The 12,161-nt window shown below is 48.4% G+C and carries 24 protein-coding genes; 23 read left to right on the top strand and 1 reads right to left on the bottom strand.

The window, feature by feature from the left end:
- Positions 1–18: 18 nt before the first annotated feature.
- The 23 genes from rpsS to rplQ all read left to right on the top strand — a co-directional run bounded on the left by rpsS (position 19) and on the right by rplQ (position 10,963).
- Complete coding sequence (gene rpsS / locus QZZ54_RS15830; protein WP_290704021.1) at positions 19–294, top strand: 30S ribosomal protein S19; 276 nt, start codon at positions 19–21, stop codon at positions 292–294.
- A gap of 15 nt (positions 295–309) precedes the next feature.
- On the top strand, positions 310–642 hold the full coding sequence (gene rplV, locus QZZ54_RS15835) for a 50S ribosomal protein L22 (RefSeq protein ID WP_290704025.1): 333 nt from the start codon (positions 310–312) through the stop codon (positions 640–642).
- Positions 643–653: 11 nt separating this feature from the next.
- The gene (rpsC, locus tag QZZ54_RS15840; RefSeq protein WP_290704028.1) at positions 654–1,340 is read left to right on the top strand and encodes a 30S ribosomal protein S3; all 687 of its coding nucleotides are present in this window, start codon (positions 654–656) and stop codon (positions 1,338–1,340) included.
- 12 nt (positions 1,341–1,352) lie between these two features.
- Positions 1,353–1,766 carry a 50S ribosomal protein L16 gene (gene rplP, locus QZZ54_RS15845; RefSeq protein ID WP_019622823.1) on the top strand — a complete coding sequence of 138 codons (414 nt, stop codon included), beginning with the start codon at positions 1,353–1,355 and terminating at the stop codon, positions 1,764–1,766.
- Entirely contained in the window at positions 1,766–1,957 is a 192-nt protein-coding gene (rpmC, locus tag QZZ54_RS15850; RefSeq protein WP_290704034.1) for a 50S ribosomal protein L29, read from the top strand. The genes rplP and rpmC overlap by 1 nt, the downstream gene beginning before the upstream one ends.
- Positions 1,957–2,223, top strand: a complete 267-nt coding sequence (rpsQ, locus tag QZZ54_RS15855; RefSeq protein WP_019622825.1) for a 30S ribosomal protein S17 — start codon at positions 1,957–1,959, stop codon at positions 2,221–2,223. The genes rpmC and rpsQ overlap by 1 nt, the downstream gene beginning before the upstream one ends.
- Before the next feature lie 83 nt (positions 2,224–2,306).
- The gene (gene rplN, locus QZZ54_RS15860; protein ID WP_290704039.1) at positions 2,307–2,675 is read left to right on the top strand and encodes a 50S ribosomal protein L14; all 369 of its coding nucleotides are present in this window, start codon (positions 2,307–2,309) and stop codon (positions 2,673–2,675) included.
- Positions 2,676–2,777: 102 nt separating this feature from the next.
- Positions 2,778–3,095: a 50S ribosomal protein L24 gene (gene rplX, locus QZZ54_RS15865; RefSeq protein ID WP_290704043.1), complete on the top strand. Its 318-nt coding sequence runs from the start codon at positions 2,778–2,780 to the stop codon at positions 3,093–3,095.
- Positions 3,096–3,109: 14 nt separating this feature from the next.
- Positions 3,110–3,649, top strand: coding sequence for a 50S ribosomal protein L5 (gene rplE, locus QZZ54_RS15870; RefSeq protein WP_290704046.1), 540 nt, complete (start codon positions 3,110–3,112; stop codon positions 3,647–3,649).
- 10 nt (positions 3,650–3,659) lie between these two features.
- Complete coding sequence (gene rpsN, locus QZZ54_RS15875) at positions 3,660–3,965, top strand: 30S ribosomal protein S14 (RefSeq protein WP_290704049.1); 306 nt, start codon at positions 3,660–3,662, stop codon at positions 3,963–3,965.
- 68 nt (positions 3,966–4,033) lie between these two features.
- Positions 4,034–4,426: a 30S ribosomal protein S8 gene (gene rpsH / locus QZZ54_RS15880; protein WP_019622830.1), complete on the top strand. Its 393-nt coding sequence runs from the start codon at positions 4,034–4,036 to the stop codon at positions 4,424–4,426.
- 11 nt (positions 4,427–4,437) lie between these two features.
- Positions 4,438–4,971, top strand: coding sequence for a 50S ribosomal protein L6 (gene rplF, locus QZZ54_RS15885; RefSeq protein ID WP_290704053.1), 534 nt, complete (start codon positions 4,438–4,440; stop codon positions 4,969–4,971).
- 9 nt (positions 4,972–4,980) lie between these two features.
- Positions 4,981–5,331, top strand: coding sequence for a 50S ribosomal protein L18 (rplR, locus tag QZZ54_RS15890; protein ID WP_019622832.1), 351 nt, complete (start codon positions 4,981–4,983; stop codon positions 5,329–5,331).
- An 11-nt stretch (positions 5,332–5,342) separates the two neighbouring features.
- On the top strand, positions 5,343–5,843 hold the full coding sequence (gene rpsE / locus QZZ54_RS15895; RefSeq protein WP_290704056.1) for a 30S ribosomal protein S5: 501 nt from the start codon (positions 5,343–5,345) through the stop codon (positions 5,841–5,843).
- A 6-nt stretch (positions 5,844–5,849) separates the two neighbouring features.
- Complete coding sequence (gene rpmD, locus QZZ54_RS15900; RefSeq protein ID WP_290704059.1) at positions 5,850–6,032, top strand: 50S ribosomal protein L30; 183 nt, start codon at positions 5,850–5,852, stop codon at positions 6,030–6,032.
- A 10-nt stretch (positions 6,033–6,042) separates the two neighbouring features.
- Positions 6,043–6,477, top strand: a complete 435-nt coding sequence (gene rplO, locus QZZ54_RS15905) for a 50S ribosomal protein L15 (RefSeq protein ID WP_290704062.1) — start codon at positions 6,043–6,045, stop codon at positions 6,475–6,477.
- Complete coding sequence (gene secY, locus QZZ54_RS15910) at positions 6,478–7,806, top strand: preprotein translocase subunit SecY (protein WP_290704065.1); 1,329 nt, start codon at positions 6,478–6,480, stop codon at positions 7,804–7,806. It abuts the gene before it with no gap.
- Positions 7,807–7,828: 22 nt separating this feature from the next.
- On the top strand, positions 7,829–7,945 hold the full coding sequence (gene rpmJ, locus QZZ54_RS15915; protein ID WP_083935407.1) for a 50S ribosomal protein L36: 117 nt from the start codon (positions 7,829–7,831) through the stop codon (positions 7,943–7,945).
- 143 nt (positions 7,946–8,088) lie between these two features.
- Positions 8,089–8,445, top strand: coding sequence for a 30S ribosomal protein S13 (rpsM, locus tag QZZ54_RS15920; protein WP_019622837.1), 357 nt, complete (start codon positions 8,089–8,091; stop codon positions 8,443–8,445).
- A 24-nt stretch (positions 8,446–8,469) separates the two neighbouring features.
- Positions 8,470–8,859 (top strand): 30S ribosomal protein S11, encoded by a 390-nt coding sequence (rpsK, locus tag QZZ54_RS15925; protein ID WP_019622838.1) that lies wholly within the window; start codon positions 8,470–8,472, stop codon positions 8,857–8,859.
- A gap of 18 nt (positions 8,860–8,877) precedes the next feature.
- Positions 8,878–9,498 (top strand): 30S ribosomal protein S4, encoded by a 621-nt coding sequence (gene rpsD, locus QZZ54_RS15930; RefSeq protein WP_290704076.1) that lies wholly within the window; start codon positions 8,878–8,880, stop codon positions 9,496–9,498.
- A 27-nt stretch (positions 9,499–9,525) separates the two neighbouring features.
- Complete coding sequence (gene rpoA / locus QZZ54_RS15935) at positions 9,526–10,530, top strand: DNA-directed RNA polymerase subunit alpha (RefSeq protein WP_290704079.1); 1,005 nt, start codon at positions 9,526–9,528, stop codon at positions 10,528–10,530.
- A gap of 40 nt (positions 10,531–10,570) precedes the next feature.
- Complete coding sequence (gene rplQ, locus QZZ54_RS15940) at positions 10,571–10,963, top strand: 50S ribosomal protein L17 (protein WP_019622841.1); 393 nt, start codon at positions 10,571–10,573, stop codon at positions 10,961–10,963.
- Positions 10,964–11,226: 263 nt separating this feature from the next.
- On the opposite strand, the gene QZZ54_RS15945 is transcribed toward rplQ, so the two are convergent.
- Positions 11,227–12,126, bottom strand: coding sequence for a LysR family transcriptional regulator (locus QZZ54_RS15945; protein ID WP_290704084.1), 900 nt, complete (start codon positions 12,124–12,126; stop codon positions 11,227–11,229).
- Positions 12,127–12,161: the final 35 nt, after the last annotated feature.

The following is a 12,161-nucleotide window of genomic DNA, read 5'->3' on the forward strand; positions in this document are numbered from 1 at the left end:
TAATCAGAGGATACAGCTGTGCCACGTTCACTGAAGAAAGGTCCTTTTATCGACCTTCACCTGTTGAAAAAGGTAGAAGCTGCAGTTGAGGTCAAAGATCGTCGTCCGATCAAAACTTGGTCTCGTCGTTCTACAGTTTTTCCAAACTTTGTAGGACTAACGATTGCAGTTCATAATGGCCGTCAGCACGTTCCGGTGTTTATCACCGAAGATATGGTTGGTCATAAATTAGGCGAGTTTGCTGCTACCCGTACGTATAAGGGTCATGCAGCAGATAAGAAAGCTAAACGCTAATCGGGAGTTAGGAAAATGGAAGTAGCCGCTAAGCACAAAGGCGCCCATATCTCGGCTCAGAAAGCGCGTTTGGTTGCCGATCAAATCCGCGGAATGGCGGTGGGTGAAGCCCTGAATATTCTGGCTTTCAGCCCTCAAAAAGGTGCGGTTCTTGTTAAGAAAGTACTCGAGTCTGCTATTGCTAACGCAGAGCATAACGAAGGTGCTGATATTGATGAGCTGCGCGTTTCTGAAGTCTTCGTTGATGAAGGCATGACTATGAAGCGCATTAGACCGCGTGCGAAGGGTCGCGCTGACCGTATTTTGAAGCGCACCTCCCACATCACCGTTAAGGTAGCTGACAGCTAGGAGATACCACGATGGGTCAGAAGGTACATCCAACAGGTATTCGTCTTGGAATTGTTAAAGATCACACTTCGGTGTGGTATGCAGACAAGAATGAATACGCTAATAAGCTGCTAAACGATCTTAAGGTGCGCGAGTACCTTGAAGGTCAGTTAAAAGCAGCTTCTGTGAGCCGCATCGAAATCGAGCGTCCTGCACAGAATGCAAAAATCACCATTTACACTGCCCGTCCAGGCATCGTAATTGGTAAAAAAGGTGAAGATGTAGAAAAACTGCGTAACGCTATCTCTAAAATGATGGGTGTTCCGGTTCACATCAACATCGAAGAAATCCGTAAGCCAGATCTAGATGCTAAACTGGTTGCTCAAAGCGTAGCGAGTCAGCTGGAACGTCGAGTTATGTTCCGCCGTGCTATGAAGCGTTCTGTACAGAATGCTATGCGCCAGGGTGCTCAGGGTATCAAGATTCAGGTAGGTGGCCGTTTGGGTGGTGCAGAGATTGCACGTTCCGAATGGTACCGCGAAGGTCGTGTGCCATTGCACACCCTGCGTGCTGATATCGATTACGGTACTTATGAGGCGCACACCACTTATGGTGTGCTTGGTATTAAAGTCTGGATCTTCAAAGGTGAGATTTTGGGTGGTATTGCAGAAGTGCGCGCTCAGAAGAATGCTCAACCTAAGAAGAAAGGTTCAAAGTAGGGGTAATTATCAATGCTTCAACCTAAGAGACTTAAATTCCGTAAGGTTATGAAGGGCCGCAATCGCGGACTTGCAGAGCGCGGTAGTGCTGTTAGCTTCGGTGAAATTGCACTGAAAGCTACTGGGCGTGGCCGTATCACTGCTCGTCAGATCGAGGCTGCTCGTCGTACTATGACTCGTCACGTAAAGCGTGGTGGTAAAATTTGGATTCGCGTGTTCCCGGACAAGCCGATCACAGGTAAGCCACTCGAAGTACGTATGGGTAAAGGTAAAGGTAGTGTTGAATACTGGGTTGCCCAGATCAAGCCAGGCAAAGTGCTGTTCGAAATGAGCGGTGTGCCTGATGAGCTGGCAATTGAGGCGTTCAACTTGGCATCGGCTAAATTGCCGGTTGCTACCACCATTGTTAAACGGACGGTGATGTGATGAATGCAACTGAACTGCGTGGACAGTCCGCTGAAGAACTACAGCAAGCGCTGCTAGGTCTTCTGAAGGATCAGTTCAATCTGCGTATGCAGAAAGCGACTGGTCAGCTGGCTCAGAACCACATGTTGGGTCAAGTGCGTCGCGATATCGCGCGTGTTAAGACCATACTGAATGAGAAAGCAGGTAACTAATGATGGCTGCAGAAAAACGAACACGTACTGTGACCGGTAAGGTTGTCAGCAACAAAGCTGATAAGACCATTACTGTTCTGGTTGAGCGTAAAGAGAAGCACCCGATCTACGGGAAATTCGTAACTCGCTCCACCAAGCTGCATGCGCATGACGAACAAAATGAATGTCAGATGGGTGATACGGTTATTATCGCTGAATCCCGTCCGCTTTCAAAAAGTAAGTCATGGACGCTAGTTAAGATTGAAGAACAGGCAGTAAAGGTGTAATATAACGCACCTTTGCTTCTGGCAGGCTATTTTTTAGGCCCGAAAGAGCAAGAAAAATAGTCTGAATTTTGGAGTAGAGACCCATGATTCAAACAGAATCTATGCTTGATGTTGCTGATAACAGTGGCGCCAAGCGAGTACAGTGTATCAAGGTCCTGGGTGGCTCACACCGTCGTTATGCCGGTGTAGGTGACATCATCAAAGTTACTGTGAAGGAAGCAATTCCTCGCGGTAAGGTGAAAAAAGGTCAGGTCCTAAACGCTGTTGTGGTACGTACCCGTAAAGGTGTTCGTCGCCCGGATGGTTCAGTAATTCGCTTTGATACAAACTCAGCGGTATTATTGAACGCCAACGACGCTCCACTTGGAACACGTATCTTTGGCCCAGTAACTCGTGAACTTCGTAATGAGAAGTTTATGAAAATCATTTCCCTGGCGCCTGAAGTGCTATAAAAATCTCGACTTTCACAAGTCAGGATTTATGCAAAAACGCTAAGCTCGAAAGGGCTTGGCGTTTTTAAGCATGAGAGGGTAGTAGGAAAGGATGTATATATAATGCGTAAAATTATTCGTGACGACGAAGTTATCGTCATCGCAGGAAGAGACAAAGGTAAGCGCGGTAAAGTATTGCGCATACTGGCTGACGGTCGTCTGATCGTTTCTGGCATCAACATGGTTAAGAAACACACCAAGCCAAACCCTATGCAGGGTAAGGCTGGCGGTATCGTAGAGAAAGAAGCAACGATTGCAGTATCTAACGTTGCTATCTTCAACTCTGCTGCCGGTAAAGGTGATCGTGTTGGCTTCAAGGTTCTGGAAGATGGCAACAAAGTCCGGATCTTCAAATCCAACGGCGAAGTAATCGCTAAGTAATAGGAGTTGATGCCATGTCTAGACTAAAAAGCCTTTATAATGAATCCGTTAAGCAGCAGCTGAAAGATACGCTGGAATGCCCTAACGTGATGGCTGTTCCACGCCTGACCAAAATTACCCTGAATATGGGTGTTGGTGAAGCGCTGGGTGATAAGAAGCAGCTTGATTATGCTGTTGCAGAGATGCAGCAGATTGCAGGTCAAAAGCCTGTCGTAACCCTGGCCCGCAAGTCAATTGCAGGTTTCAAGGTACGTGAAAACTGGCCTATCGGTTGTAAGGTTACCCTGCGCGGTGAGCGTATGTGGGAATTCCTTGACCGTTTGGTTGATATCTCTATTCCTCGTATTCGTGACTTCCGTGGTCTAAACCCTAAGTCTTTTGACGGTCGTGGGAACTACAGCATGGGCGTTAAAGAGCAGATTATCTTCCCTGAAATCGAATACGATAAGGTTGATAAGCTGCGTGGTATGGATATTACCATTACCACTACTGCTCGCACTAACGACGAAGGTCGTGCTCTGCTGGCAGCCCTAAACTTCCCATTCAAAAAGTAAGGGTAGAATAATGGCTAAGGAATGTATGAAAGCGCGCGAAGCAAAGCGCACTAAGACTGTTGCTAAGTATGCTGTAAAGCGTGCTGCTCTTAAAGCAATCGTGAAAAGCCCTGCTTCTTCAGAAGATGAAGTTTGGGAAGCGCAGGTAGCTCTTCAGAAGCTGCCGCGTGACGCTAACCCGGTTCGCCAGGTGCGTCGTTGTCAAGTTACTGGTCGTCCACACGCTGTTTATCGCAAGTTCGGTCTGAGCCGAATTAAATTGCGTGAAGCAGCTATGCGTGGTGATGTTCCAGGCTTGAAAAAAGCAAGCTGGTAAGCATGATGGTCTGGGCAGGGTGATTCGCACCCTGCTACCGCATTACGCTGCACAAAGGAAATTAAACCATGAGTATGCAAGACACTCTTGCGGATATGCTTACGCGTATTCGTAATGGTCATATGGCTGAGAAAACAGCTGTAACTATGCCTGCTTCCAAAATGAAAGCTTCTGTAGCTGCCGTTTTGAAAGAGGAAGGTTACATTGCTGACTTCGCTGTTGAAGGCGAAGGTAAGCCAGTAATGACTGTTGAATTGAAATACTTCGAAGGCAAGCCGGTTATTGAGTCTATCCAGCGTGTTAGCCGTCCATCCGTACGTGTATACCGAGGTGCTTCCGAGCTACCTAAAGTATCTGGCGGTTTGGGTGTTGCTATCATCTCCACCTCTAAAGGTGTGATGACTGACCGTGCTGCTCGTGCTGCCGGTATCGGCGGCGAAGTCATCTGTACGGTATTCTAGGAGCTAGAACTATGTCTCGAGTTGCTAAAAGTCCCGTTGTCCTACCGGCAGGTGTTGAAGCTAAAGTCGATGGTCAGCAGATCAATATTAAGGGTAAGAACGGTGCCCTTGATCTGTCTGTACACCAGTCAGTAGAAGTAACCAGTGAAGAGAATGTGCTGAAGTTCGCTCCGCGTGATGGCAGTAAGTCTGCTAATGCGTTGGCAGGTACTACCCGCTCTCTGGTTAATAATATGGTTGTAGGTGTGGAATCTGGTTTCGAAAAGAAACTGCTTCTTCAGGGTGTTGGTTATCGTGCTGCTGTTAAAGGCAATGCACTGAACCTAACTCTGGGTTTCTCTCACCCAATCGAATACGAACTGCCTGAAGGCGTTGCAGCAGCAATGGAAGGCCAGACTACTATCGTGCTGAAAGCAGCCGATAAGCAAGCGCTGGGCCAGGCTGCGGCAGAGATTCGCGCATTCCGTCCACCAGAGCCTTATAAAGGTAAGGGTGTACGTTACGCTGACGAGTATGTTCGCCGTAAAGAAGCTAAGAAGAAGTAAGGTAGGGTCATGAACGATAAGAAAACATCTCGTATTCGCCGTGCCCGCCGTGCTCGTTTCAAGATGCGTGAGCTGGGTGCAGTCCGTCTGTGTGTAACCCGTACTCCTCGCCACATCTATGCGCAGGTTATCTCCGCTGATGGTGGTCAGGTTCTTGCTGCAGCTTCGACTGTAGAGAAGGATCTGCGTAGTGATGCAACCGGTAATTCGGATGCGGCTACTAAGGTTGGCACATTGATCGCTGAGCGTGCAAAAGACGCTGGCGTGACTAAGGTTGCTTTCGACCGTTCCGGGTTTAGATACCATGGACGTGTTAAAGCATTGGCAGATGCAGCCCGTGAAGGCGGCCTGGAATTCTAAGGGGTTTGACAATGGCAAATCACGAACAGAAAGACGGTGACCTACAAGAAAAACTTGTACAGGTTAACCGTGTTGCCAAAGTAGTTAAGGGTGGTCGTATTTTCGGTTTCACCGCTCTAACTGTTGTTGGCGATGGTAATGGTCGCGTAGGCTTCGGTCGTGGTAAAGCACGTGAAGTACCTGTTGCGATTCAAAAAGCAATGGAGCAAGCGCGCCGTAACATGATCTCAGTTGAGCTTAACGGCACAACTCTGCAGTATCCTATTAAAGCCCGTCACGGTGCTTCTAAGGTGTACATGCAGCCAGCATCTGATGGTACTGGTGTTATCGCCGGTGGCGCGATGCGTGCTGTACTGGAACTTGCAGGTGTTCACAACGTACTGGCTAAGTGCTACGGCTCTACAAATCCAGTTAACGTTGTTCGCGCAACAATCAACGGTCTTGCTGGCATGACATCTCCTGAAGATGTTGCTGCTAAGCGTGGTAAGTCCGTTGAAGACATCCTGGGGTAAATAACGATGGCATCTACTCTCAAGGTTACACTTGTACGCAGCACCATTGGTATCCTGCCTAAGCACAAACTGTGCGTTAAGGGTCTTGGTCTGCGTCGTATAGGACATTCCGTTGAAGTGGAAGATACACCTTCCGTTCGCGGTATGATTCACAAAGTAAACTACATGGTTCGTGTAGAAGGCGAATAAGGAGTCCGTTATGCGTCTGAATACACTGAGTCCTGCCGATGGTTCTAAACATGCTCCTAAGCGTGTAGGCCGCGGTATTGGGTCCGGCCTGGGTAAAACCTGTGGTCGTGGTCATAAGGGTCAGAAATCCCGCTCCGGCGGATCTGTGAGACCAGGTTTCGAAGGTGGTCAAATGCCACTGCAGCGTCGTCTGCCTAAGTTCGGCTTTACCTCTCGTCAGGCTGCGTTCGTTGCAGAAATACGCCTGAACGAGCTGACTAAAGTTGACGGCGATGTCGTTGATCTGGAAGCACTGAAGAAAGCCGATATCATCAAAGACAGCATCAAGCGAGCTCGCGTGATCCTGTCTGGTGAGATCAACAAAGCAGTTACCGTTAAAGGTCTTAAAGTGACCAAAGGCGCGTTGGCTGCAATTGAAGCTGCAGGCGGAAAAGTCGAGGAATAAATGGCTAAGAAAGGACCAGTACCAGCAGGCAATCAGAACGGCTTAGGCGAGCTTAAGTCGCGCCTGCTGTTTGTTCTGATTGCGATCGTTGTATACCGTATCGGTGCACATATTCCGGTACCTGGTATCAATCCTGATCGTCTGGCTCAACTCTTTGACCAGAATCAGGGCACGATCCTGAGCATGTTTAACATGTTCTCAGGTGGTGCGTTGGAGCGGATGAGTATTCTCGCTCTGGGCATCATGCCGTATATCTCTGCATCTATTATTATGCAGTTGATGACGGTGGTTAGCCCGACTCTGGAACAGCTTAAGAAAGAGGGTGAAGCTGGTCGTCGTAAGATCAATCAGTATACCCGCTACGGTACTGTTATCCTGGCGACTATACAGTCGTTTGGTATGGCGGTCGGTCTGGCTAATCAGGGTATCGCGTTTACTCCTGGTCTTAACTTCTACTTTGTAGCGGTTGTGACTCTGGTTGCGGGTGCGGTCTTCCTGATGTGGTTAGGCGAGCAGGTAACTGAGAGAGGTATCGGTAACGGTATTTCGATCTTGATCTTCGCTGGTATCGTGGCCGGTCTGCCTGGTGCAGTCGGTCAGTCCTTTGAAGCGGCGCGTCAGGGTGATTTGAATATCCTGGCGTTGCTAGCCATTGCTGTGCTGGCGATTGCCACTGTGGGTTTTGTAGTGTTTATGGAGCGCGGCCAACGCCGTATCACCATCAACTATGCGAAGCGTCAACAGGGTCGTCGCATGTATGCTGCGCAGACGAGTCACTTGCCGTTGAAGGTCAACATGGCTGGGGTAATCCCGCCGATCTTCGCTTCAAGCATTCTGCTGTTCCCTGCTTCACTTGGCCAATGGTTTGGTCAAACTGAAGGTATGGAACTGCTTCAGGATATCGCACTTGCGCTGGGCCCGGGTCAGCCGTTGTATATCCTACTGTTTTCTGTATGTATCATCTTTTTCTGTTATTTCTATACCGCGATTGTTTTCAATCCAAAGGAAGTAGCTGATAACTTGAAAAAGTCTGGTGCATTCATCCCGGGTATTCGCCCAGGGGAGCAATCTGCTAAGTACATCGATAACGTACTGGGCCGCCTGACACTGTTTGGCGCTCTGTACATCACTGCGGTATCTCTGATGCCTCAGTTCCTGGTTGTAGCCTGGAATGTACCTTTCTACTTCGGTGGAACGTCGTTGCTGATCGTAGTTGTTGTTGTGATGGATTTCATGGCACAAGTACAGTCGCACCTGATGTCCCATCAGTATGAATCCCTGATGAAGAAGTCGAATCTTAAAGGTGGTGGTGCTGGCCTGCTGCGCTAGCCCCTGCTATTTGGAGTTGATCATGAAAGTACGTGCATCTGTTAAGAAGATCTGCCGTAACTGCAAGATCGTACGTCGTAACGGTACTCTGCGGGTAATCTGCAAAGTTGAACCACGACACAAGCAGCGCCAGGGTTAATTAACGCCTGGTCTGGGGTGGAAGGTAAGAGTCCTTGATTTATTTTTGATCAAGGTGTAGAATCTCGCGCCTTCCATTAATAGAAGAATTTGCAGTACCTGTGACAAACACAGGCTACATGCTAATAAGTTGGAGTAAATTGAATGGCCCGTATAGCTGGCGTCAATATTCCTGACAATAAGCATGCGGTAATTTCATTGACTTACATCTTCGGAATTGGCCGCACTACAGCGAAAGATCTCTGCGCTGCTTGTGGGATTACAGAATCCACTAAAATTGCAGAATTGTCAGAGAGTCAACTGGATAACGTACGTGGCGAAGTTGCCAAGTTAACAGTTGAGGGTGATCTTCGCCGTGAAGTATCCATGAACATCAAGCGCTTGATGGATCTGGGCTGTTATCGTGGTCTGCGGCATCGCCGTAGTTTACCTCTTCGAGGTCAGCGCACTAAGACTAATGCGCGTACCCGTAAAGGTCCACGAAAGCCAATCCGTAAGTAATGGTAAGCGATAGGAATTTCCAGTATGGCTAAGCCAGGTAATCGCACACGTAAAAAGGTTAAGAAGCAGGTTGTTGACGGTTTCGCTCACATCCATGCTTCATTTAACAACACGATCATTACTATTACTGATCGTCAGGGCAATACCCTGAGTTGGGCAACCGCAGGCGGCTCCGGCTTCCGTGGTTCTCGTAAGAGTACACCCTTCGCGGCACAGGTTGCTGCGGAACGTGCAGGTGTAGCTGCTCAAGAGTATGGTCTAAAGAATCTAGACGTTTTTGTTAAGGGCCCAGGCCCAGGCCGTGAATCCGCAGTGCGTGCATTAAACGCTTGTGGTTACAAGGTTAACAACATCACGGACGTAACACCGATACCACACAATGGTTGTCGTCCACCGAAGAAACGTCGCGTTTAATCCGGAGACAGTAATATTATGGCTCGTTATTTAGGACCAACATGTAAGCTGTCTCGCCGTGAAGGTACTGACCTTTTCCTGAAGAGCGGTGTTCGTGCTCTGGACAGTAAGTGTAAAGCTGAAAATGTTCCAGGTGTACATGGCGCTCGTCGTGGTCGGTTGTCTGATTACGGTTTACAGCTACGTGAGAAACAAAAAGTTCGTCGTACATACGGCGTTCTTGAAAAGCAATTCCGCAGCTACTATAAAGAAGCTGCCCGTCGCTCTGGAGCGACCGGCACAAACCTTCTTCAGCTGCTGGAAGGGCGTTTAGACAATGTCGTCTATCGTATGGGCTTTGGATCTACTCGTGCTGAAGCACGTCAGGTAGTTTCTCATCGTCAGATTACGGTTAATGGTCAGTCTGTAAACGTACCGTCTTTCCAAGTTAAGACGGGTGACGTTGTTGCAGTACGTGAAAAGTCTAAGACCCAGTTGCGTATTAAACACGCACTGGAGCTGGCTTCCCAGCGTACCGCTATTGAGTGGGTAGATGTTGATGCTGCGAAAATGGAAGGTACTTTTAAGTCCCTACCAGAGCGTGGCGAACTGTCTGCTGACATCAATGAGCAGCTGATTGTCGAACTGTACTCTAAGTAAAATATTGACTTCTTAATTGGTGGAACTATGCAGCGTTCAGTAAACGAGTTTCTAAGCCCACGTCATATTGACGTTCAGGAAATTAGCTCTACTCGTGCAAAAGTTACTTTAGAACCACTGGAGCGCGGTTTTGGCCATACGCTGGGCAATGCACTACGTCGTATCCTTCTTTCTTCAATGCCAGGCTGTGCCGTCACTGAAGTAGAGATCGAGGGCGTATTGCATGAGTACAGCACCATCGAAGGTGTGCAGGAGGACGTAATTGAAATCCTGCTTAACCTGAAAGGTGTTGCGGTTACTCTGCACAATGGCGACGAAGTAACCCTGACTCTGTCTAAGAGCGAAGCTGGTCCTGTTACGGCTGCTGATATTCAGCTGAACCAGGATGTAGAAATCGCTAACCCAGAGCATGTCATCGCTCATTTGAGTGAAGGTGCAAACCTTAACATGCAACTGAAGATCGTTCGTGGTCGTGGCTATGTGCCAGCCGATACGCGCGTTTCTGAAGAAGACGAGTCTCGGACTATCGGTCGCTTGATGCTTGATGCTACTTACAGCCCAGTTCGTCTGGTGTCTTATGTAGTGGAAAGCGCGCGTGTAGAACAGCGTACTGACCTAGACAAGCTGGTTATAGACATTGAATCCAATGGTACTATCGACCCAGAAGAATGCATTCGTCGTGCTGCTACTATTTTGCAGCAGCAACTGGCTGTATTCGTAGATCTGGAAGGTGGTAAGGATCAGGTTAACGATGAGCCGGAAGAGCCAGAGATCGATCCGATCCTGCTTCGTCCGGTAGATGATCTGGAGCTGACTGTACGTTCCGCCAACTGTCTGAAGGCAGAGCAGATCTACTATATCGGTGACCTGATTCAGCGTACCGAAGTAGAACTGCTTAAGACTCCGAACTTGGGTAAGAAATCGCTGACCGAGATCAAGGACGTACTTGCGTCCAAAGGTCTGTCGCTGGGTATGCGCCTTGAAAATTGGCCACCAGCGAGCATCAGAAACGACGATAAAGTCGCTTCCTGATCCGCGGTTTTAAACCTAACAGTTTGGCAAGGATAAATAGATGCGTCATCGTAAATCAGGTCGTCACTTTAATCGTACAAGTGCGCACCGTAAAGCAATGTTCAAGAACATGGCTGTAAGCCTGTTCGAACATGAGCTCATCAGAACCACGCTGCCTAAAGCTAAAGAGCTGCGTCGTGTTGCTGAGCCATTGATCACACTGGCAAAAGAAGATTCGGTTGCTAACCGTCGTCTGGCATTTGCCCGTACCCGCAGCAAAGAAGCTGTCGGTAAACTGTTTAACGAACTTGGTCCTCGCTACGAAGGTCGTCCAGGCGGATACATTCGCATTTTAAAATGTGGATTCCGTACTGGTGACAAAGCACCGATGGCTTACGTTGAATTAGTTGACCGTCCAGCTGACGCTGTAGCGGTAGAAGATTCTGAAGATTAAACTCTTCGATTCTCAATAAAAACCCGGCTTCTGCCGGGTTTTTTTTCGCTTAAAATAATATTGGGCAGGTATCTGTATTGCTCATTAGAACGGCAGCTTGTTTCCTGCTAGTGGTTAGATGTGCCTTGGGCGCTGGCTAGTAAATAAACTGTCTTAGGTATGTACAACGTCTACATCGGGGCGTAACAGTTATCCACAGGCAATAAAAAAGGCCGATGTTCAACACATGAGCCTCCTGTTACTGAACTTTAGCTAGCCACTAATCACTTCTTATCCAGCTCCTTTGTCACTTTCTCCCGCAGATAATCCCGCAGTAGTATCACGGCTGGGGTAACCTGCTTCCTGCTCGGGCAGATTAACCAGAGACTTAAAGGTTTGGACTGATATTCTGGTAGCAGTTTGACGAGTTTACCTGCCTGCAGGTCACTGTTTACATCTAATGCCGATTTGTAGCCTATGCCTTTCCCCGCGACAGCCCAGCGTCGGACTATCTCAGCATCGTCGCTTTCGCGATCTCCCTTTACGGCTACTTTATAGCGCTCTCCACGGCGAAATAGATCCCAGGTGTTGAAGGCCCTGCTACCAAGTCGGAACATCAGGCAATTATGGTTGCGCAGATCATTCGGGTGTTCAGGTTCTCCATATCTCGCTATGTAATTCGGCGACGCAATAATCAGCCGTTCCATTGTCGCAATTTGAAAGGCGATCATGTTTGAGTCTTCTGGCTCACCATAGCGTAGTGCGACATCTACTCGGTCGAGATAGAAGTTCGACAAGCTATCGCTAATGCTTAGTTTCAGTGAAAACTCGGGGTGCCCGTCCATCATCTCGTCGATCCAGGGAATGACGATGTTACGGCCCAGGTCTGAAGGCATCGACAAACGAAGTGCGCCTGATATCTTGCCCTTGATCGCATGGAGAGAGGCTTTTCCTTCCTCTAGGGAGGCTAATGCTTGCTGGCAATACAGTAGATAGTGCTCGCCTTCTGAGGTGAGACGCAGTTGGCGGGTTGAGCGGATAAACAGTTGGGTATCCAGTTGTTTTTCTAAGCGTTTCAAAGCAGCACTGGCGGTTGCCGGAGTTATGCCCAGTTGTTCCGCAGAAGCGGTGATGCTGCCACTGTCTGCGATTCTGGTAAATAGGTTTAAGTCTGATGTATTCATTATCAAAAATCTTTTGAAACTGATTAGTTAATTAC

The organism is Amphritea sp. (assembly GCF_016744155.1).
GTDB lineage: Bacteria > Pseudomonadota > Gammaproteobacteria > Pseudomonadales > Balneatricaceae > Amphritea.

What these genes read in the sequence shown, in the direction of transcription:
- rplV (WP_290704025.1), top strand. Translation starts at nt 310, where the DNA reads ATGGAAGTAGCCGCTAAGCACAAAGGCGCCCATATCTCGGCTCAGAAA.
- rpsC (WP_290704028.1), top strand. Translation starts at nt 654, where the DNA reads ATGGGTCAGAAGGTACATCCAACAGGTATTCGTCTTGGAATTGTTAAA.
- rplP (WP_019622823.1), top strand. Translation starts at nt 1,353, where the DNA reads ATGCTTCAACCTAAGAGACTTAAATTCCGTAAGGTTATGAAGGGCCGC.
- rpmC (WP_290704034.1), top strand. Translation starts at nt 1,766, where the DNA reads ATGAATGCAACTGAACTGCGTGGACAGTCCGCTGAAGAACTACAGCAA.
- rpsQ (WP_019622825.1), top strand. Translation starts at nt 1,957, where the DNA reads ATGATGGCTGCAGAAAAACGAACACGTACTGTGACCGGTAAGGTTGTC.
- rplN (WP_290704039.1), top strand. Translation starts at nt 2,307, where the DNA reads ATGATTCAAACAGAATCTATGCTTGATGTTGCTGATAACAGTGGCGCC.
- rplX (WP_290704043.1), top strand. Translation starts at nt 2,778, where the DNA reads ATGCGTAAAATTATTCGTGACGACGAAGTTATCGTCATCGCAGGAAGA.
- rplE (WP_290704046.1), top strand. Translation starts at nt 3,110, where the DNA reads ATGTCTAGACTAAAAAGCCTTTATAATGAATCCGTTAAGCAGCAGCTG.
- rpsN (WP_290704049.1), top strand. Translation starts at nt 3,660, where the DNA reads ATGGCTAAGGAATGTATGAAAGCGCGCGAAGCAAAGCGCACTAAGACT.
- rpsH (WP_019622830.1), top strand. Translation starts at nt 4,034, where the DNA reads ATGAGTATGCAAGACACTCTTGCGGATATGCTTACGCGTATTCGTAAT.
- rplF (WP_290704053.1), top strand. Translation starts at nt 4,438, where the DNA reads ATGTCTCGAGTTGCTAAAAGTCCCGTTGTCCTACCGGCAGGTGTTGAA.
- rplR (WP_019622832.1), top strand. Translation starts at nt 4,981, where the DNA reads ATGAACGATAAGAAAACATCTCGTATTCGCCGTGCCCGCCGTGCTCGT.
- rpsE (WP_290704056.1), top strand. Translation starts at nt 5,343, where the DNA reads ATGGCAAATCACGAACAGAAAGACGGTGACCTACAAGAAAAACTTGTA.
- rpmD (WP_290704059.1), top strand. Translation starts at nt 5,850, where the DNA reads ATGGCATCTACTCTCAAGGTTACACTTGTACGCAGCACCATTGGTATC.
- rplO (WP_290704062.1), top strand. Translation starts at nt 6,043, where the DNA reads ATGCGTCTGAATACACTGAGTCCTGCCGATGGTTCTAAACATGCTCCT.
- secY (WP_290704065.1), top strand. Translation starts at nt 6,478, where the DNA reads ATGGCTAAGAAAGGACCAGTACCAGCAGGCAATCAGAACGGCTTAGGC.
- rpmJ (WP_083935407.1), top strand. Translation starts at nt 7,829, where the DNA reads ATGAAAGTACGTGCATCTGTTAAGAAGATCTGCCGTAACTGCAAGATC.
- rpsM (WP_019622837.1), top strand. Translation starts at nt 8,089, where the DNA reads ATGGCCCGTATAGCTGGCGTCAATATTCCTGACAATAAGCATGCGGTA.
- rpsK (WP_019622838.1), top strand. Translation starts at nt 8,470, where the DNA reads ATGGCTAAGCCAGGTAATCGCACACGTAAAAAGGTTAAGAAGCAGGTT.
- rpsD (WP_290704076.1), top strand. Translation starts at nt 8,878, where the DNA reads ATGGCTCGTTATTTAGGACCAACATGTAAGCTGTCTCGCCGTGAAGGT.
- rpoA (WP_290704079.1), top strand. Translation starts at nt 9,526, where the DNA reads ATGCAGCGTTCAGTAAACGAGTTTCTAAGCCCACGTCATATTGACGTT.
- rplQ (WP_019622841.1), top strand. Translation starts at nt 10,571, where the DNA reads ATGCGTCATCGTAAATCAGGTCGTCACTTTAATCGTACAAGTGCGCAC.
- QZZ54_RS15945 (WP_290704084.1), bottom strand. Translation starts at nt 12,126, where the DNA reads ATGAATACATCAGACTTAAACCTATTTACCAGAATCGCAGACAGTGGC.